At 68.2% G+C, this 17721-nt stretch carries 20 protein-coding genes and 1 pseudogene; 12 read left to right on the forward strand and 9 right to left on the reverse strand.

Annotated features, from left to right (window positions below):
• Positions 1-15 precede the first annotated feature (15 nt).
• From casA to ACN268_RS11445, 8 genes are all read left to right on the forward strand, one after another.
• Positions 16-1677 (forward strand): type I-E CRISPR-associated protein Cse1/CasA, encoded by a 1662-nt coding sequence (gene casA / locus ACN268_RS11410; protein ID WP_421483167.1) that lies wholly within the window; start codon positions 16-18, stop codon positions 1675-1677.
• Positions 1674-2351 carry a type I-E CRISPR-associated protein Cse2/CasB gene (gene casB / locus ACN268_RS11415; protein WP_421483168.1) on the forward strand — a complete coding sequence of 226 codons (678 nt, stop codon included), beginning with the start codon at positions 1674-1676 and terminating at the stop codon, positions 2349-2351. The genes casA and casB overlap by 4 nt, the downstream gene beginning before the upstream one ends.
• Positions 2348-3472, forward strand: a complete 1125-nt coding sequence (gene cas7e, locus ACN268_RS11420; RefSeq protein WP_421483170.1) for a type I-E CRISPR-associated protein Cas7/Cse4/CasC — start codon at positions 2348-2350, stop codon at positions 3470-3472. The genes casB and cas7e overlap by 4 nt, the downstream gene beginning before the upstream one ends.
• Entirely contained in the window at positions 3469-4170 is a 702-nt protein-coding gene (cas5e, locus tag ACN268_RS11425; protein ID WP_421483171.1) for a type I-E CRISPR-associated protein Cas5/CasD, read from the forward strand. The genes cas7e and cas5e overlap by 4 nt, the downstream gene beginning before the upstream one ends.
• A gap of 2 nt (positions 4171-4172) precedes the next feature.
• Positions 4173-4838: a type I-E CRISPR-associated protein Cas6/Cse3/CasE gene (gene cas6e, locus ACN268_RS11430; protein WP_421483173.1), complete on the forward strand. Its 666-nt coding sequence runs from the start codon at positions 4173-4175 to the stop codon at positions 4836-4838.
• A gap of 126 nt (positions 4839-4964) precedes the next feature.
• Positions 4965-5387 (forward strand): hypothetical protein, encoded by a 423-nt coding sequence (locus ACN268_RS11435; protein WP_421483175.1) that lies wholly within the window; start codon positions 4965-4967, stop codon positions 5385-5387.
• A complete protein-coding gene (locus ACN268_RS11440; protein ID WP_421483177.1) occupies positions 5387-5518 on the forward strand; it encodes a hypothetical protein in 132 nt (43 codons plus the stop codon). Before ACN268_RS11435 ends, ACN268_RS11440 begins: the two co-directional genes overlap by 1 nt.
• Positions 5519-5617: 99 nt before the next feature.
• The gene (locus ACN268_RS11445) at positions 5618-5911 is read left to right on the forward strand and encodes a hypothetical protein (RefSeq protein WP_421483179.1); all 294 of its coding nucleotides are present in this window, start codon (positions 5618-5620) and stop codon (positions 5909-5911) included.
• Between the two features lie 509 nt (positions 5912-6420).
• Here the strand turns inward: ACN268_RS11445 and ACN268_RS11450 are convergent.
• Both ACN268_RS11450 and ACN268_RS11455 read right to left on the reverse strand, forming a co-directional pair.
• Positions 6421-7632, reverse strand: a complete 1212-nt coding sequence (locus tag ACN268_RS11450) for a cytochrome P450 family protein (RefSeq protein ID WP_421483180.1) — start codon at positions 7630-7632, stop codon at positions 6421-6423.
• Positions 7633-7725: 93 nt separating this feature from the next.
• The gene (locus ACN268_RS11455; protein WP_421483181.1) at positions 7726-7920 is read right to left on the reverse strand and encodes a ferredoxin; all 195 of its coding nucleotides are present in this window, start codon (positions 7918-7920) and stop codon (positions 7726-7728) included.
• 146 nt (positions 7921-8066) lie between these two features.
• Here ACN268_RS11455 and ACN268_RS11460 point away from each other — a divergent pair, with 146 nt between their 5' ends.
• Positions 8067-8723, forward strand: a complete 657-nt coding sequence (locus ACN268_RS11460; protein ID WP_421483182.1) for a DUF6875 domain-containing protein — start codon at positions 8067-8069, stop codon at positions 8721-8723.
• Here ACN268_RS11460 and ACN268_RS11465 read toward each other — a convergent pair.
• A complete protein-coding gene (locus tag ACN268_RS11465; RefSeq protein WP_421483183.1) occupies positions 8706-9488 on the reverse strand; it encodes an ISAs1 family transposase in 783 nt (260 codons plus the stop codon). The genes ACN268_RS11460 and ACN268_RS11465 overlap by 18 nt on opposite strands.
• Before the next feature lie 42 nt (positions 9489-9530).
• Positions 9531-9875, reverse strand: coding sequence for a transposase family protein (locus ACN268_RS11470; protein WP_421483184.1), 345 nt, complete (start codon positions 9873-9875; stop codon positions 9531-9533).
• Between the two features lie 237 nt (positions 9876-10112).
• On the opposite strand from ACN268_RS11470, the gene ACN268_RS11475 reads away from it, so the two are divergent.
• Positions 10113-10943, forward strand: a complete 831-nt coding sequence (locus ACN268_RS11475) for a TetR/AcrR family transcriptional regulator (RefSeq protein WP_421483185.1) — start codon at positions 10113-10115, stop codon at positions 10941-10943.
• 186 nt (positions 10944-11129) lie between these two features.
• On the opposite strand, the pseudogene ACN268_RS11480 reads toward ACN268_RS11475, so the two are convergent.
• Positions 11130-11334: pseudogene (locus ACN268_RS11480) on the reverse strand (aminotransferase); the annotation flags it as partial.
• 355 nt (positions 11335-11689) lie between these two features.
• On the opposite strand from ACN268_RS11480, the gene ACN268_RS11485 reads away from it, so the two are divergent.
• On the forward strand, positions 11690-12472 hold the full coding sequence (locus ACN268_RS11485) for a transposase family protein (RefSeq protein WP_421483186.1): 783 nt from the start codon (positions 11690-11692) through the stop codon (positions 12470-12472).
• A gap of 289 nt (positions 12473-12761) precedes the next feature.
• On the forward strand, positions 12762-13823 hold the full coding sequence (locus ACN268_RS11490; protein WP_421483187.1) for an IS110 family transposase: 1062 nt from the start codon (positions 12762-12764) through the stop codon (positions 13821-13823).
• 16 nt (positions 13824-13839) lie between these two features.
• Here ACN268_RS11490 and ACN268_RS11495 read toward each other — a convergent pair whose 3' ends face one another.
• The 4 genes from ACN268_RS11495 to ACN268_RS11510 form a co-directional block, all read right to left on the reverse strand.
• Entirely contained in the window at positions 13840-14274 is a 435-nt protein-coding gene (locus tag ACN268_RS11495) for a type II 3-dehydroquinate dehydratase (RefSeq protein WP_421486858.1), read from the reverse strand.
• Positions 14275-14348: 74 nt separating this feature from the next.
• Complete coding sequence (locus ACN268_RS11500) at positions 14349-15704, reverse strand: cation:proton antiporter (RefSeq protein WP_421483188.1); 1356 nt, start codon at positions 15702-15704, stop codon at positions 14349-14351.
• Between the two features lie 965 nt (positions 15705-16669).
• Positions 16670-17221, reverse strand: coding sequence for a hypothetical protein (locus ACN268_RS11505; protein ID WP_421483189.1), 552 nt, complete (start codon positions 17219-17221; stop codon positions 16670-16672).
• Complete coding sequence (locus ACN268_RS11510) at positions 17218-17493, reverse strand: MbtH family protein (RefSeq protein WP_421483190.1); 276 nt, start codon at positions 17491-17493, stop codon at positions 17218-17220. The genes ACN268_RS11505 and ACN268_RS11510 overlap by 4 nt, the downstream gene beginning before the upstream one ends.
• Positions 17494-17721: the final 228 nt, after the last annotated feature.

Consider the following 17721-nt stretch of genomic DNA (forward strand, 5'->3'; position numbering starts at 1 on the left):
AAGGAGGTGACGCCGATGACCAGCTCACCATCTCCGCCCGGCTACTCCCTGGTGGACGAGGCATGGATCCCGGTGCTGGATGTCGCGAGCCAACGCCGCGAACTGTCGTTGTCGGACCTGTTCGCGCACGCCGGTGCTGTACGCATGATCGCCTGTGAGTTGCCCTCGCAGACCTTCGCGATCCTGCGGCTGGCGCTGGCGATCCTGCACCGGGCCACCGACGGCCCACCCGGCGAGGCCGCCTGGCAGTCGCTCTGGCAGGACCGACAACTACCACTGTCGGACATCGCCGACTACCTCGACGCCTTCCGTAGCCGCTTCGACCTCCTGCACCCGGAGCACCCCTTCTACCAGGTCGCCACGCTGCGGGCGGAGAAGGACAACACCTACGGTCTGGAACGCCTCATCGCGGACGTCCCCAACGGCATGCCGTTCCTGACGTCCCGGGCGGGCTCCGGCCTGGAGTCGATCACCCCGGCGGAGGCCGCCCGGTGGCTGGTGCACTGCCAGGCGTACGACACCTCGGGCATCAAGACCGGAGCGGTCGGCGACCCTCGGGCCAAGAAGGGCAAGGGCTACCCGATCGGCGCCAGCCTGCTCGGCTGGCTCGGCGGCATCTACGTGGAGGGCGACACCCTGCTGGAGACTCTGCTGCTCAACCTGGTGCCGATCGCCCCCGGCTGGCAGCGGGCCGCTCAGCGAGACCTGCCGGTGTGGGAACGCCACCCGCAGACGGCCGCCGAGGAAGCTGAGGTGACCCGCGGCCCCTGGGGCCTGCTCAGCCTCTACACCTGGCAGTCCCGACGAATCCGACTGTTCGGCGACGCCGACGGCATCACCGGCGCCATGATCGCCAACGGTGACCGCCTCGAATGGCAGGACCGGCACCTGCTGGAACCGATGAGCGTCTGGGGGCGCAGCGGCCCACGCGAACGCGAACAGAAACGAACCCCGATCTACCTCCCCCGCCCCCACGACCACACCCGGGCGTTGTGGCGAGGACTCCAGACCCTGCTGCCGCCCCCGCCACCGCGCGGCGGCGACGCAGCGGAGCGGCTGTCACCGATGGTCCTACAGTGGCTGGCCCGGCTGACCGTCACCGGCGTCATCAGTCACCACATGCAGGTCCGGCCCCGCGCCGTCAGTGTCGCCTACGGCTCGAAGCAGTCGGTCATCGACGAGGTGTTCAGCGACGCACTGACCATGAACGTGCTGCTGCTGGTCGAACACTCCGCGCTGCGCGCGACGGTCATCGACGCCAGCGCCGACGCCGACGCCGCAGTCCAAGTGCTACGCCGCCTCGCCACCAATCTGGTACGCGCCGCCGGCGGGCGCGACACCGACAGCGGCGACGCCGACCGTGCGGCGGAGCGCGCCTATGCCGTACTCGACCGCGCCTTCCGCGACTGGCTGGCGACGCTCGGCCCGGACAGTGATCCCGCAGCCGAGCGGGCCTGGTGGCAGCGCCAGGTGCGGCGGGCGGTGGACCGGCTCGGCCGCGAGTTGGTCGCCGCCGCCGGCCCGGCAGCCTGGGTCGGCCGGCCCGGCGTCGACCGCGCCGGCAAGGCGGTGCACTACTCAAGTTCGCAGGCCGAGGCATGGTTCCGCACCGGCCTGGCCAGGGCGCTGCCCATGGCGGCGGAACGCACGCAGCAGCGGCAGGAGGAGACGGTATGACTGTGGTCGACCTGGAGCAGGCGGGCACCCCACGACGTAAGCCGTGGGTGCGCTCCTGCGGCGAACTGGGCAAGCACGTCTCCCGGACGGTTGGTGGGCTGCAGGCGCGATTGCTGCGCGACGCGCCTGACCCGGAGGCGGTGAGCACACTGGCCCGCCTCCGCCGCGGCATCGGCCGGGTGCCCGGCTTCGACTACACCCTGGAGCGGTACCTCCAGGTTCCCCCGCACCTGTTGGGCCACCGGCCCGCCGACGATGCCGAGGCGGCCGACGCCGAGTACGCCGCCCACGACGCGGTCACCCTGTACGCGCTGCACCAACAGTCGCGCCGGGAACGCATGCACAGCCCTGGACACGGCCTCGGCCAAGCCCTCGCCGCACTCGTCCGCGCCTCCAGGTCACCAGAGGGGGTACGGCGTCGCTTCGCCGCACTGGGCACCGCCAGCTCCTACCCCGAGAGCGTCTACCACCTTCGCAGCCTGATCGTGATGCTGCGGGAGCAGCAGATTCCACTCGACTACGGCCTGCTCGCCGACGACCTGAAGACCCTGCGCCAACCGGCTCTCCGGCCCCAGGTGCAGGCCGTGTGGGGCCGGGAGTTCTTCCGCAGCAACCCCAACGATGCCACCGACACCGACGGTGTCACCCCCGACCCTGAGGAGAACGCGTCATGAGCCGCACCATCATCGACGTCTACGTGCTGCAGTCCGTACCGCCGAGCAACCTCAACCGGGACGACACCGGCTCGCCGAAGACCGCCATCTATGGTGGTGTCCGCCGTGCCCGGGTGTCCAGCCAGGCATGGAAGCGGGCTGTCCGGTTGGCCTTCCCCACCCTGGTCGACCGTTCCGAGCTCGGGGAGCGCACCAAGCGGGTGGGCGAATCCCTCGCGGCCCGACTCAAGGCCCTCGACCCGAGCCTGTCCGACGAGGCGGCCTCCGTCCTGGCAGCCGACGCCTTCGCCGCCTCCGGCCTCGCCAAGGCGGAGAAGAAGAAGGGCGACGTCAGGGACGTCGAATCCGGTTACCTGCTGTTCCTCAGCCGCCGACAACTGGACAACATCGCCGCTGCCACCCTGGAAGCCCACCGCGCCGGTGAGGCCCTAGACAAGAGCCGGTTCAAGGCGCTTGCCAACACCGACCACTCGATCGACATCGCCCTGTTCGGGCGGATGGTCGCCGACATGGCCGACATCAACGTCGACGCCGCCTGCCAGGTCGCGCACGCCATCAGCGTGCACGCCGTCGACAACGAGTTCGACTACTTCACCGCCGTCGACGACCGCAAGGCCGACGCCAGCGAGACCGGCGCAGGCATGATCGGCACGGTCGAGTTCAACTCGTCCACCCTGTACCGCTACGCCACCCTCGACGTAGACGCCCTGCACCGCACCCTGGGCGACGGAGACGCCACCCGAGCCGCCGTCGAGGCGTTCCTCACGGCCTTCGTCCGCAGCATGCCCACCGGCAAACAGAACACCTTCGCCCACCGCACCCTGCCCGACGCGGTGCTGGTACGGATGCGCGACTCCCAGCCGATCAACCTGGTCGGCGCATTCGAGACGCCCATCCGGGAAACCCACACCGCCGGCCGGGTCGAACTGGCCGCCGCCGCCCTGGCGAAACACACCGTCGCGGTCGAGAACGCCTTCGGCGAGCGACCGACCGCCAGCTGGGTCACCCAGGTCGGCGAGAAGACCGCCGTGCTGGCCGACCTCGGCAAGGCGGTCAGCCTCGACGAACTGGTCAACGGCGTGGGGGAACACGTCGCCCTGGCCCTCGGGCAGCCCGCATGAGCGTGCTGGCGCTCAGGCTCGCCGGCCCGCTGCAGTCGTGGGGCTCGTCCAGCCGTTTCGCCCGCCGCGGTACCGAGATCGCACCCACCAAGAGCGGCGTGATCGGCCTCCTCGCCGCCGCCAAAGGCATCCGCCGCACCGAACCGCTCACCGAACTGCTCGGCCTGGAGTTCGGGGTACGCCTGGACCAACCCGGACAGCTCCTGCGGGACTTCCAGACCGCCCACTCCCTCGACGGATGCACCAGCGCACCACTGACCTACCGCTACTACCTGACCGACGCCGCCTTCCTCGCCGTCCTCAGCGGCGAACGGGAACTGCTCCACGGCCTGGCCGAAGCCCTGAGCCGCCCACAGTTCCCCCTCTACCTCGGGCGTCGCTCCTGCCCACCCGCCGGTCCAATCAACCTCGGCGTCCACGACCTGACCCTCGACGGCGCACTGACGACATGGCCCTGGCTCGCCGCGGACTGGTACCGGCGCATAGCGGCCAGCCCCATCCGGTTGGAGATCATCCGGGATGCGCGGCCAGACGAACCGGTCACCGAAACCGTGCCCGACGAACCGGTCAGCTTCGACCCCGCCCACCGGCAACACACCTGGCGCTCGGTGCTACGCCGACACGTGGACGTCACCAACGACCTCGCGGAACGGGCCCACGTCACCGACCACGACCCGATGAGCCTGCTGGGAGGCTGACCATGTACCTCACCCGGTTCCGAATCAACGTCGCGCGCCGGGGTGCGCGAAAGCTACTCTCCTCACCCCACGCCATGCATGGCGCCGTCCGCGCAGCCTTCGCCGCACCCGAAGACCACGAGCAGGCCGGCAGCCGCACCCTCTGGCGACTCGACACCCCGGCCACCGCAACCGTGCACCTCTACATCGTCAGCCCCGGCCGACCCGACCTCACCCACCTCGTCGAACAGGCCGGCTGGCCCACCACTGAAGCCTGGGTGACCCGTGACTACGACGGACTGCTCCAGTCCCTCCGCCCCGGCCAGCAGTGGGCATTCCGACTCACCGCCAACCCGACGCACAGCGGCCGGAAGACCGCCGACGCGAAGGAGACCCAACGCTTCGGCTACCTGCGGGAAGAGGAGCAGATCGGATGGCTGACCAGCCGCGCCGATCGCCATGGCTTCGCCATCGCACCGCAACACGACGGTCTACCCAACCTACGGCTGCACCGCCGCCAGGCCCAGACCTTCAAACGGGGCATGGGAACGGTCACGCTCACCACGGTGACGTACGACGGCATTCTCCAGGTCACTGACGCCGACGCCGTCCGCCGCGCCATGACCAGCGGAATCGGGCATGCCAAGGCGTACGGCTGCGGCCTACTCACCCTCGCTCCAGTGACCTGACCACCACAACTCGACCGATGAATCATCCCCGTAGCTGACCGAGCGTGCCCTACTCAGTGGAAGCCCCTCTCCTGGCAGGCCACCAGGACGTGGAAGGCCGGCGCCGCCCCCGACTTCACCACCAAGATGCGCCGGATACTGGGCCTCTACGACCACCCACCCGCCGATGGCTGGGTGCTCTGCGTGGACGAGTTCGGGCCGCTGAACCTGCAACCCCGCGCCGGACAAGCCTGGCGGCCCGTCGCACACCCGGTGCGACTACGGGCCACCTACACCCGCAGTGACGGTATGCGGCCGGCCTGGTTCTGGCGCGACGACCAGACGATCGTCGACTGCGACGATGAGGAATATGCGGTGGTCCGCTCCTGCCTCGGTCCCCGCGACTGGTTCTTCGACCCGGCCTGGCACTACTACCCCGACTGGATTCTGCTGGCCGCTATCGACACCTACCGGCAGATGTTCGGCGCGGCGCCTGGCCCCATGGGGGAGGGGTGCCGGAATGCCGCGCTGGCTGCCGGCCCGTGGTGGCCCCTGGACACGGTGGCATGATGACGCAGTGCCCGTCCGTCCTGCGAGTCACCGGCGGCGGTCGGCTGCACGCCGACGGCGAGCCAGCGGTCGCCTGGCCCGACGGCAGCGACCTGTGGGCCCACGACGGCGTCGTCCTCCCACCGCAATGATCACTTCCGGGCAGTGTGGGTCGCTGCGAGAACATGGCATGCCGTGCGGCAGACCGTCCGCACTCGGAAATCACTGGGGCACATGCGATGATGTCCCTCATGAGCAGCGACGCCAGTCCCGACGTGAGTGCTCTTGCGATCAACGTCACCATTCCCGAAGAACTCCGTTGGACCGACACCAGACACGGTCAGGAATTCGAGTTGACCACGTTGAACGTTCGCATGCTGAAGGATGGACACCTCGCGGCAAAGGCCTACGGCCGGCCGATCAGCGGTGGCCGCGGCACGTATGTTTCTTTCCCGATGTCGAACAAGCCCGAACTGGCCGCACTGGTTGCCGAGGCGGCCAATCAGGCCAGCGCGCTGTGGGCGGGGCACCGCGGTCTCGGCTGACTCGAGGGGAACCCTACCGGGCACGCGTGGTGACCGCCGCGTTCGTCAATGGATGTTGCCGTTCGCCCTGGTGGCCGGTGCCATGCCGGCCATGAACGCCGCAATACCGACTGGCAGGTGCCGCTTCGCGGAGGACGCCACGGTCGGCACTACGGGCGAGTCTCGCGTCAAACCGTCCACGGCCCTGCCCGCGCTGCTTCACCGAGCCGTAAGCCATCGCACGGCCGGTACGGGCGTCGATACACCTCGCGTCATTGCAGGTGGGCGCAAGTCGGCGCCCGGAGCGAGTCGTAGCGGTGCTTCGCCGACGGGCGCGGGCAAACACGGAGAGCGCCCGAGGCCACGACCTGGCACCGAGGGCGTGACCCCGGTCGTCAAGGCGACCGCGAACGGCACCGTGCGGGTTGTCGGTGGCCGGGCTGCGCCATTGGCCCGACCACCGCAGCCGGCTGATCTACCGCACCATGCCTATGCGGGTTGCGGGCGCACAACCCCGCTTGCAGAAGGGTCTAGATGACGACCGGAAGCCGCGTCAGGCGCCAGTGGCCGGGCAACTGCATGCGCTCGGTCCGCTCCAGTTCCGCCGGCTCGACGGCGAGCGACAGGTCCGGGATCCGGGTAAGGAGAGCGTCGAAGGCAACTTCCGCCTCCAGCCGGGCCAGCGAGGCGCCGAGACAATAGTGAATGCCATGGCCGAACCCGACGTGCGTCTCGGCCTGACCAGACCGGTGCCGCTGCACATCGAGCCGTTCCGGGTCGGCGTACTGACGCGGGTCGTGGTTGGCCGAGACGAACACGAGCAACACCGCGTCGCCGCGCACGATGCGGGTGCCGGCGATCTCGAGATCCTCGGCGGCGTACCGAAGCCGGCTCGTGTGCACCGGCCCGCACCAGCGCATCAGCTCGTGCACCGCACTCGACACGGAGCCGGGCTCGTCCCGTAGGAGGCGCAGCTGGTCGGGGTGGCGGAGCAGGGCAGCCGTCCCGTTGCTGATCAGATGGGCCGTCGTCTCGTGGCCCGCTAGCACGAGCGTCACCACGAACGTGACGATCTCGATATCGCTGATGCTGCCGTCCTGGTCGCTCTGGCCGCGGATGAGCCCACTCAGCAGGTCGTCCCCCAGCTTCGACCGGCGCGCCCAGATCAACTGGTGGGTGTGCTCGATCATCGCCGGGAACGAGGTGGCGAGGCGCTCTGGCCGCATGGTGATGAGGTCGTCGCCCCACTGCTGCCAGTTGTCCCGTTCCCGCTCGGGGACACCGACGAGATCGCAGATGACGCGAATCGACAGCGGATAGGCGTAGTTCGCGAGCAGATCCACGACGCCATCGGAGGCAAGCTTGGGTAAGCGTTCCAGGAGTCCTTTGGAGATGTTCTCGATCTGTGGCCGGAGATCGAGGATCCGACGGGCGGTGAACTCGCGCGCGACCGTTCTGCGCAGGCGGGTGTGTTCGGGCGGGTCGGTGTCAAGCATCGAACCGAGAAGATAGGAGCGCAACTCCTCGGGGATGGCGAGCATGTCCATCATTTTCGTTCTCGGGTCTTCCGCAGGATCCCCCGGTATCGAAGCCGGCGTGTTCACGAGTCGGCGATCATGCAGCATCACGCGGACATCGTCATAGCGGGTGATGAACCATGCCGGTGTGCCGTCGAGGTACCGTCCGGCAACGACCGGCGCCAGCTCACGCAACCGCCCGTAGCCGCCGAAGGGGTCGGTCATCAGGGCAGGGTCCATCGCGTGCGGCGCTCCGGGAAGCTCCGCCTGCGAGACGAGTGAAGAGGTCGACATTCGCTTCGCCTTCTACTGGCTACGTCAGTCCTGGTGGACTGTGATGGCACGGACCGGGCATCCGGTCTCCGCCTCACTGGCCGAAGGGCTTTCCGCACCATTCTCGCCGGCGGGCAATAGATAGCTGATTCCCACTTCATCCTGGGCGAACACGCCGGGAGCGATCAAGATGCACTGCCCGCTACCGATGCAGCTGTCACGATCGATGCTGATGCGCATTCGGGTCGCCTCCCAATCGGCCTTACTCGGCGGTTCGCGATGAAGACGCTAGCTCGCCGGCATTCTGGCGGGCAAGCTACTCCCAGCTCCGGATGTTCGGTGTGTCCCGCTGGCGGGACACACCGAACGCGAACGGAAAGGATGTCATGAGTTCCGGCGAAAATGTCAGAAACATCGACTCTACACTCACTTCAATCGATGCGTGGTTGACCGACTACATTGCTGCCCATCATCCTGACATCGGTCGCCTCGGGCCCATCTGCCCCTTCGTCACGCCCTCCCGCAAGAACAAGAGCATGGAGTTCCGCGTCCGGCTCGTCGGAGACTCCCCCACCCAGGACCTGCTCGAGGAGATCGCCCGAAGCAGCATGCGCGAGTACGAGCTTGTCTCGTGGCAAGGCCGAAACCCCATGCTGCGTGCGCTCGTGGTGATCCTTCCGGATCTTCGCGCAGAGGACACCGTACTGCTCGACGAGGCGCAACGCCTCGTCAAGGACGAGTTCGTGGCGCACGGACTCATGATCGGCCAGTTCCACGACAACTGCGAGGTGCCCGCGGCGCGGAACCCCGATTTCGCGGTGAGCAGGGCACCGGTGCCGTTGCTGGCGATCCGCGCGATCGCTCTGCACGACATCTTCTTCCTGTCAGAGCATCGACACTGGTTTGAGAAGTACCGGGAGAAGTTCGGCAAGTTCTACACACCGCAGTTCACGGAGATGGACGACCCGGTTCGGGTGGAGCACTACCGGCGCGCGGAGCGCCGCTACAGGGCCCCGGCAAAGTCGTTAGGTGATGCCGAGTAGTGCGAGGGGGCGTGTGCTGTCGCGGGCGTGGTGGCGGTTGGCGGCGGCGATGTTGGTGGTGCCGGCGGTGCGCAGGGCGCCGATCGCGGCGTTGCGCAGGGCGGCCATGACCTGAGGGCCAGTGCCGGTGCGGATCTGGGAACGGTCCTCGTCGTAGGTGACGTCCCGGACCCAGTGGATCTTGTTTTCGATGTGCCAGTGGCTGCGGATCCATGCGGCCAGTTGTGCGGGCTTGGCCTGGTGCAGGCGCAGGCTGGTGATCGTGTAGACGGTTTCGGTGGTGAAGCGTTTGGGCTGGTCGAGCCGTCGTCGGCGACGGCGGATCTGCAGCGCCTGCGCGGCGTGGGGGAACTCGATTCCGGTGAAGACGCTGAGGATCTTGAGTGTGCGGATCTCGCGGCGGCCGTGGCCGCGGTCGGTGTCGCGGGCGGCTTGCGGGACCGCCCGCCAGGGCAGGCCGGTCAGTTGGGCGTGCAGGGCGGGCTGGTTGGCCTTGACGGTGAGGATCCAGTCGGCGCCGCGTTCGGCGAGGTAGGCGACGTGGTCGCGTTGGCAGTGCAACGCGTCGACGGTGATCACGGTGTCGCGCAGGTCGCCGATCTGGTCAAGCAACGGCTGGAAGCGGGTGATTTCGTTGGTCTTGCCGTCGACGTCGGTGCTGGCCAGGACCAGACCGCTGGCCTGGTCGCAGGCGGCCAAGACGTGCCGGGCGGCGGCGTAGGCGGTGCGGGATCCACGCAGCGTCTTGCCGTCGACCGCGATCACTCGTCTCGCCGCTGGGGTCTCGACCGTGGATCGAGCGGCGAGCTAGCCACCGATCGCCGCGGTGAGCCGGTCTGCGTCCAAGGCCTGCAACAGCCGGCGAATCATCGCCTCGGACGTGCGCCGATCAGGGTCGATACCCAACGCCAACGCGGTCGAGGCGGGAACATCAGCGACCCACTCGGCGATCGCCGCGTACGAACGGTAGCCGGACACCACGGCGCACACCGCCGCCGTCACCACCACCGTCAGCCGATACCGCACTCCTCGCCGGGCCCGAGAATCCGGCAGCACAGCCAACGCCACCGGCAGTCCAGCAGCGGTTTCAGGCACCGTGACAGCCGGTGCGCACGACAACGACGAGATCAGCGATGATGGCAGCGCGGGCATGGCTCACTTCGGACGGATCAACAAGGCCTCGAGAACCTCGATGATCTTCTGAAGCAGTCATGCCCGCCCTGCTACCACCAGCAAGGGCGCGTCTACTCCAACCACCTCAAGCCAGACACCCCACGACTTTGCCGGGGCCCTGCCGACCGACCCTCCGCCGCATCGCCCGCCCACCCCCTTGATATCATTACGCCGTAAAAAGACGTTCCGGCAAAGGAACCTGACGAGGAGACGGTCGTGGCCCTCTTCGCCGGGCAGGGCAACGTAGGCCGGTCCATGGCTCTGCTGTGGCGCCGGTCCGGGGCCACGCCCGTACGCACGACTCCGGGCCCGAAGCCGGCGCTGAGCGTGGATGCCGTGGTGGATGCGGCCATCTCCCTCGCCGACGCCGATGGGATCGCCGCGGTGTCCATGCGCGCGGTCGGCGAGCGGCTCGGGCGCTCGGGCATGGCGCTGTACACCTATGTGCAGAGCAAGAACGAGCTCGTTGACCTGATGTACGACCGCGCCCTGGCCGAGCTGCCCGCCGCGTACCCACAGGACCATTGGCGTGCGGCGCTCATCTGCTGGGCCGACGACCTGTGCGGGTTCTACCTGCGGCATCCTTGGGCCCTGCAGATGTCGACTGCCCGGCCGGTCCTGGGCCCGCACGAGTACGCAATGTTGAATACCGTACTGGGCATCCTGTACCGCACCGGTTTGTCCTCGACGACGCTGCGCCGGGCCGTCGGAGTCCTGTTCCACTTCGTCCGCGGCGCGGCACAGACCATCGCGGAGGCACGGCAGGCGCCGTCGGCCACCGGCGTCTCGGACGACGAGTGGTGGGCAAGCCGGTCGATGATGCTCGAGGAACTCGCTCCCGACTTCGCCCAGCGCTTCCCCATGGTGATGCGACTCGAGGGAGCCCGGGACGCGCCTGCGGACGAGCCGGGGATGCGGCACGGCGGCGGTGTCCCCCATCAGGAACAGGAGGCCCGAGAGACGTTCCAGGTGGGGCTCACCGTCCTGCTGGATGGAATCGACGCGGCTCGGGCGAGGGCGGTCGCGGAAGGGCCGGAAGAAGGGTGACCCGACCGGCAGCCGGGGGACCGGAGATCCTACCGAGTGCGCGCAGGCGGCGCGCAGCCTCGGTCAGCGCCTCCGAACGCTTGCAGAAGGCGAACCACACCAGCGACCTGCCGGCCTTCGCGGCGACGCAGAACGCGCCCAGCCGCCACGGCAGCAATCCCGCACCGGCAGGGCAGCGACCGGCAGAGAAACCGTACTCCAGCCCCCACCAGCAGCGTTGGTGGTCGGCGATGGCCGAGCGCAGGGCCGGGACGCCGAGGCCGGGAGCGTACTGGTTCTGCCCGCACCGCACCGCGGCGACGGCGGCCGCAGATAGCTCGGCCGGACCGTCGGTGTCAGGAAAGCCTTGACCCACGTTGATGACACCGGTTCGGACAGCCAGTATGGACATCTCCGCGAAGACGATGGTGCCGAACTGGCGCACTCTCGTGACGAGCGGACCCGACGTGGGGCCGCGGGGCGGACGGTCGTACAACGCCCTACTCGGTCACCTCGTCGTCAGGATGAGCAGACGATGAGCATCGACTGCAGCGCGCTCTTTTCCGTGGCCTGCACGGTGAGTTTCCAGTAGTGCTTCGACGCAATCCACATCTTGCTGCCATGTTGCCGGGTCCTGATCATCGAGCCTTTTCCAGGCTGATCTTGCGGCCCAGGATGGGTATGGCAGGCCCGGTGATCGATAGGTGCGAGACTCCAGGTAGGACAGCTTTCGACCAAGACTCGAAGCCCCGACCGGGAGCCTCGCCATGCTGTCCTACCCCGCCACGATTCCGTTGTCCAGCCGCACCCTGAACCACCTCGCCGAACGCATCCGCGGGCACCGTAAACAGCGCCGATCTCGGTGGCGACGCCTCGACCCCGGCCGGCAGACGCTGCTGGCTCTCGCTCACCTGCGCAACGGCGACACCTACACCCGACTCGCGACCGGCTTCCAGATCGGCATCGCCACCGCCTGGCGGTACGTGCAGGATGCGATAGCCCTGCTCGCGACGGCCGCGAACGACCTGGCCACCGCCATGGAACGGATCCGCCGACTGGCGTACGCGATCCTGGATGGCACCCTGATACCGATCGACCGGATTGCCGACCAGCGGCCGTACTACTCCGGGAAACACAAGCGCCACGGCGTGAACGTGCAGGTCATCGCCGATGCCGCTGGCCGGCTCGTCTGGGCTTCGCCGGCGCTGCCCGGTTCGGTTCACGACCTGACCGCAGCCCGAACCCACGGCATCATCGACGCGCTGAGCAGGGCAGACGTGATGACCTTCGCCGATAAGGGCTACCAAGGAGCCCGCGGCAGCGTGCGCACGCCTTTCAAGCGGCACCGCTTCCGGCCGAAGCTGTCACGCCGGCAGAAGGCCGTGAACCGCGCCCACGCAAAAATCCGCGCCCGCGGCGAACGCGCGATCGCCACCCTCAAGACCTTGAAGATCCTGAACAAGCTGCGCTGCTGCCCACGACGAGCGACCACGATCGCGCAGGCCATCCTCGTTCTGCACCACGTCGAAGCCAACCGCTACGCAGGATGAAAAGGGCTGTGAAGGTAGGTGTTGGCTGGCCTGGGGCTGGCTGGCAGGGTCAGCGTCATGATCGCGGCTGGGTGTGGCTCATGAAAATGGTGGCCCCACGAGGTGCTCTCAGTGAGATCTGCCCATCCGGTACGTGGTCGGGCGCCGGCCCTGCCCCTCTCGGTGGCTTGATCAGAAGCTTGCCCGGTCCGTTGCAGCGGATCGTGGCTCATCACAGTCCTGCCTCGAGAGCACACATCTCCCGGGCCGACGCCGTCACGACGTCTCCCCGGGAAGGCAGTACGCCGCAATGGCCATCGTCGCAGACCAGTACGACTTCGTCATCGGCGTGGACACCCACGCCGCCTCCCACACGCTCGCCCTGATCACCGCTGGCACCGGCGCAGTCGGGCAGCAGGCTCAGTTCCCGACCAGCCCGTCAGGGCTGCGCCGTGCCGTCGACTGGATCCAACGCCACACCCACCAGGCGCCGACGCTGATCGTCATCGACGGCGCCGGTTCCTACGGCGCCACCTTCACCGAGCAGCTTTCTGCAGCCGGCTTGACCGTCGCCGAGGCCCCCGACGTTGCGGCCACTACCCGGCGTCGCCGTGGCAAGAGCGACGTCGTGGACGCCGTCGCGATGGCTCAAGCAGCTCGTAGCCTTGACATCAACGAACTGTGCTGGCCACGGGCCGGCGGCGATCGCACAGCCCTGCGCGTCCTGACAGCGGCCCGCGAGCAGATGAGCGGCGAACGCACCCGCGCGGTCAACGCGCTGACCGCGCTGCTGCGCACCGTCGACCTCGGCATCGATGCCCGCCGCGCCCTGACCACCTCGACGATCACCGCCGTCGCGGCCTGGCGCACCCGCAGCGACAACCCCACCCTGGCCGTCTGCCGAGCCGAGGCGATCCGGTTGGCGCGTCGCATCCGTGCTCTCGACGCAGAACTCGCCGCCAACCACACCGCGCTGCACGAAGCTGTCACCGCGCAAGCACCACAACTGCTCGCCCTGCCAGGTGTCGGCGCCGTCGTCGCCGCCACCGTTCTGCTGGCCTGGTCCCACCCTGGCCGCGTCCGCTCCGAAGCCGCGATCGCTGCCCTGGCCGGCGCGTCACCGCTACCGGCCTCATCAGGCAACACCACCCGCTACCGGCTCAACCGCGGCGGCGACCGACGCCTCAACCGAGCGCTCTACACCGTCGCGCTGGTCCGCATGGGCCACGACCCTCGCACCCGCGACTACGTGACCCGGCGCACCCGCGAGGGACGCACCAAACGCGAGATCATGCGCAGCCTCAAGCGCTACATCAGCCGGCAACTCTTCCGGACCCTGAACAGCGCCCACTCAGCCACCAGCACCACTTGACAGCTATAGAAGCATCTCACTGTCTCGCCCCGGTGAGATGCAGCAGAGCCCGCGCCGCGAGGCGGTAACCGAAAGAGCCCATTCCCACGATCACGCCACTGGCCAGCGGGGCGATCACCGACTCGTGGCGGAATTGATCCCGCGCCCACACGTTACTGAGGTGAACCTCGACCCACGGCGGCGCATAGCTGGCGAGGGCATCCCGTAGGCTCCAGCCCGCAATCATCAGCGCGCCCGGGTTCACAATCGCACCCACCGTGTCGAGCCGGTGTTCGTGGATGGCCCCGACGAGTTCGCCCTTGCCGTCGCGCTGGATGGAGAGCACCTCCCATCCGCGCTGGCGCACCTCGTCCCCCACCGCCTTCTCGATGTCCGCGAGGGTGTCCGTGCCGTAGATTTCGGGTTCACGCTCACCCAGGATGCCGAGGTTCCGACCGTTAAGCACAAGCAGGAGCCCATAGGTCCATGATGTTCGGTGGCCCCGTGCCGCGGTATCACCAGATACGGTAACCCTGCGCGCCGCATTCAGCCGGCGGGGGGCGTCGTTTCCGGTCGCGCGCCGGCTCGGTTGTCCGCGCGCGCGGGATCGAGCGCCGCCTGCCCAGGACCGGAGTCCTGCGTCGTGATCTCGGGATCGTTCTTCGCCAGCGACGCGTCGGCCTCACGGTCAATGCGGGCGACCGCGAAGCGTAGGAGCGGCGGCGCCATCAGTGAGGTCGCGATGGCAACCAACACGATGACGGTGTACGTGTCCGGGGTCAGTACACCGAGCCGCAGCCCGGTCATCGCCACGATCACCTCGATGACTCCGCGGGAGTTCATGCCCGCACCCAGTGCCAGCCCCTCCCAACGGCTCATCCGGCTGAGCCGAGCACCGAGATAGGCCCCGGCGAACTTGCCCACGATCGCCACGAGCAGCACCACCGCCGCGGTCAGCAACACCACCGGTTTGGCGAGTGCCGTGAGATCCATTCGCAGGCCCGCGGTGGCGAAGAAGACGGGTGCGAGGAAGGCCAGCACCGTGGTACGCAGGGGCGCCAGCTTCGCCGCGTCGAGTTCGCCACTCGAGCCGATGAGGACACCGCAGACGAACGCTCCGAACACCGGCTCAAGCTCCAGTGCCTGCGTCGCAGCTGCCGCCAGTAGAATGAGCAGAGCGACGGTGGCAACCGTCGTGGCCGCCTCCGCCGACCGGTTCGCCAGGCGCAGCGCCCAGCGGACCAGGGGGCGAGCGACGAACACCGCGACTAGGACCACCGCGACCGGATGAAGCAGCGCTTGCGTGGCCCCGCCGGCAGTGAGCCCTGATGCAGCCATCGCGGAGACGACCGACAGCAGGAACCAGCCGACCACGTCGTCCACGACGCCGGCCGCGAGGGTGAGCTGGCCGACGCCGCGGTGCAGCAGGTTCATGTCGATCAACGTCTTGGCGATTACCGGGATGGCGCTGACGCACATCGCCACACCGAGGAACAGTGAGAACGTAGCGGCGTCCACACCGTCGGGCACCATCGAGCGCGGGAGCAGGTACCCGGTGGCGACGCCAAGGCCGAGGGGTATCAGCAGGCCGCCGAGGCTCACCCGCACCGCGGTGGCGCCACGCCGGCGGACCAGGCCGAATTTCAGCTCGATACCGGTGATGCCGACGAGCAGGACCACGCCGATCTGCCCGACCGCGTCGAGCAGGTGCATCTGCTCGGGATCCGACGGCAGCAGCCATCCCGAGAAGCCGGGCGCCACCGCTTGCAGCAGCGACGGCCCGACGATGACGCCGGCCGCAAGCTCGCCGACAATGGCGGGCATGCCGAAGCGCATGGCCAGCCGCCCCAGACCGAGCGCGAGGCCGAGCAACACGCAGATCTGCAGCAGGAGCAAGAGCATCGAATGCGAGGCGATCGTGGGTAGGGGTGCGGCGTACAACGGCATGGGGGTAGTCACGTGGGTCTCACCCTCGGCTGCTCAGCGGGAAACGGAGGCGATCTCGGGCAACGAACGGACCACGTCGTCGCAACGACCGGCCGGCGGCAGTCGGTGTGCGTGGCCGGTACGTGCCCGCACATCTCGCTGGCGTACCTGCTGGACCGTCGCGGTGACCGAATCGTACGGAGGGGGCATACTCGTCGATTCCCTGTGGACGGGCGACTGCCTGGAGGCAACGTAACGCCTGGGCCACGAGCAATCATCGCCAACTCTGGTATCACCTCGGCACCGTCGGCAACGGCGGCAGTCCGGACAGCAGCATCCCGAGCAGTGGCGTCAGGTCGGTGATCGATCGCAGTCGGCGGGTGGCCGGACGCAGGGAAACATTCATCCTTGGCCTGCTTCACGTCTTGGTGACGGCAATCAGCTGTGGCCCGTGTGAGGTTGCTGGCGAAGCTCTGCCGGTGGCTGGTCGTCCAGGATCTGGTGCCGGAGCGCCACGCCTCCGCCAGCGGAGCCACGTGGTCGACGTCGGACGCGGCCGTCCAGGTCGCGTCGTCGTAGGGGCTATGCCAGGTCCCCGAGACCGCGGCGCAGGCAAAGTCAGTCACGACGGTCGTGCCGTCGCGCTTGAGTACGGTCTCCTGGGTGTCGCCGGCGCCCCTGATGGTGGCCCAGTGCGGGGACAGGTCACGGAGTACCCGGACGGCGTTCCCTCACTGGTGAAGGTCAGCGCGTCGAGCTGGCTCTGTGCCGTCGACTTGCCGGGAATGTTCGGCGGGGTCGCGACGGCGGCCGCCGGGAGCCGCGTCACGGAGAGCGTAGACGCGGCGCAGAAGGCCGCGAGCATCGCCGCGCCGGCGCATGGGCGGATCGAAGAGCACCCGCTGATCTCGTCTCATAACGCGGGGCGCGGGGTGCATGATCTACGGGTTCGCGGCGCTGGCGATGCGGTTGAGGGCCGTCTTGGCGAGCCGACGGATCTCCAACCGGTCCGGGTTGCGCACGTTGACAAAGGACAGCACGTCGCCCTTGAGTGAGATGGCCCAGCAGCCCTCGATCCGGTAGGGGTCTGCAGTCGTCAGCCAGCGCGCGAAGGTGACGTCGTCCTCTTCCTCGAGCTCGAGCTTCCGCACGTCGAACTGAGCACCGTCATTCAGCTCCATGCGGTACTCCCAACAGTCGCGCAGGGCGGTCCGGAACTGCTCGTAGACCTGCGCACCGGTCCCGTCCTCGAATTCCGTGACGTTGTGGAAGACCACGAGCCCGGCGCCGCTGGTGAACAATGCGGCGGCGTGGTTCTTGGTCGCCGGGTGCGAGCCGCGGCTCAGCGCGTTGATAATGTCGATCAGGGTGCGGCCCTGTTCGTCACCGGAGAGGAAAACGGGGTCATAGGCCGCGCTCGGCTCCTCCCCGAAAAAGGAGTCGTCAAGGTCTTCCTCGGTCAGCAACAGATGCTCGAAGGCCGTCGCCGTCATCGCGCCTCTCCCATCTGCCGCACCAGGCTCAGCGGCCGCATGTCGGTCCATTTCTCCTCGATGTAGTCGAGGCACGTCTGACGGTTCGTTTCGGTGACCACGACCGCCCATCCTGCGGGGACGTCAGCGAAAGCCGGCCACAGCGAGTACTGGCCCTCCTCGTTGATGAGCACGAGGTAGGTGCCATCCGGGTCTTCGAAGGGGTTCGACATGAGGCTCCCAACGGAAATGAATTCGACGCTCGGCAGCGTGGCCGGCACGGCGATGGACATACCTACGAATTTCCTGCCACCCCGACGGAGTCAACCCAGGAATCACAGAACGCCATTCTTACCCGCTATTCCGCACCACTTTCTCAATGAACCATAACATCAGTCGGGCGCCATTTCCAAGACTCGTTCGACAATGCCGGAGAAACGATCCGGGCTCGGGCGGAGGGGGCCGGCGCGACCCCGGCGCCGGCACCGGTCGTCGTCCCGCCGGCGGGACGACGACCGAAC

The sequence above is a fragment of the Micromonospora sp. WMMD735 genome (assembly GCF_049178995.1).
In the GTDB taxonomy this organism is placed as follows: Bacteria; Actinomycetota; Actinomycetes; order Mycobacteriales; family Micromonosporaceae; genus Micromonospora; species Micromonospora wenchangensis.

Bases quoted from the DNA above. Each gene is read 5' to 3' on its own strand.
- ACN268_RS11490 (WP_421483187.1), top strand. From the start codon at position 12,762: ATGGCCATCGTCGCAGACCAGTACGACTTCGTCATCGGCGTGGACACC.
- cas6e (WP_421483173.1), top strand. From the start codon at position 4,173: ATGTACCTCACCCGGTTCCGAATCAACGTCGCGCGCCGGGGTGCGCGA.
- ACN268_RS11440 (WP_421483177.1), top strand. From the start codon at position 5,387: ATGACGCAGTGCCCGTCCGTCCTGCGAGTCACCGGCGGCGGTCGGCTG.
- ACN268_RS11485 (WP_421483186.1), top strand. From the start codon at position 11,690: ATGCTGTCCTACCCCGCCACGATTCCGTTGTCCAGCCGCACCCTGAAC.
- casB (WP_421483168.1), top strand. From the start codon at position 1,674: ATGACTGTGGTCGACCTGGAGCAGGCGGGCACCCCACGACGTAAGCCG.
- ACN268_RS11445 (WP_421483179.1), top strand. From the start codon at position 5,618: ATGAGCAGCGACGCCAGTCCCGACGTGAGTGCTCTTGCGATCAACGTC.
- ACN268_RS11450 (WP_421483180.1), bottom strand. From the start codon at position 7,632: ATGACCGACCCCTTCGGCGGCTACGGGCGGTTGCGTGAGCTGGCGCCG.
- ACN268_RS11500 (WP_421483188.1), bottom strand. From the start codon at position 15,704: ATGCTCTTGCTCCTGCTGCAGATCTGCGTGTTGCTCGGCCTCGCGCTC.
- ACN268_RS11435 (WP_421483175.1), top strand. From the start codon at position 4,965: ATGCGCCGGATACTGGGCCTCTACGACCACCCACCCGCCGATGGCTGG.
- cas5e (WP_421483171.1), top strand. From the start codon at position 3,469: ATGAGCGTGCTGGCGCTCAGGCTCGCCGGCCCGCTGCAGTCGTGGGGC.
- cas7e (WP_421483170.1), top strand. From the start codon at position 2,348: ATGAGCCGCACCATCATCGACGTCTACGTGCTGCAGTCCGTACCGCCG.
- ACN268_RS11470 (WP_421483184.1), bottom strand. From the start codon at position 9,875: ATGCCCGCGCTGCCATCATCGCTGATCTCGTCGTTGTCGTGCGCACCG.
- ACN268_RS11505 (WP_421483189.1), bottom strand. From the start codon at position 17,221: ATGACGGCGACGGCCTTCGAGCATCTGTTGCTGACCGAGGAAGACCTT.
- ACN268_RS11510 (WP_421483190.1), bottom strand. From the start codon at position 17,493: ATGTCCATCGCCGTGCCGGCCACGCTGCCGAGCGTCGAATTCATTTCC.
- ACN268_RS11460 (WP_421483182.1), top strand. From the start codon at position 8,067: ATGAGTTCCGGCGAAAATGTCAGAAACATCGACTCTACACTCACTTCA.
- casA (WP_421483167.1), top strand. From the start codon at position 16: ATGACCAGCTCACCATCTCCGCCCGGCTACTCCCTGGTGGACGAGGCA.
- ACN268_RS11455 (WP_421483181.1), bottom strand. From the start codon at position 7,920: ATGCGCATCAGCATCGATCGTGACAGCTGCATCGGTAGCGGGCAGTGC.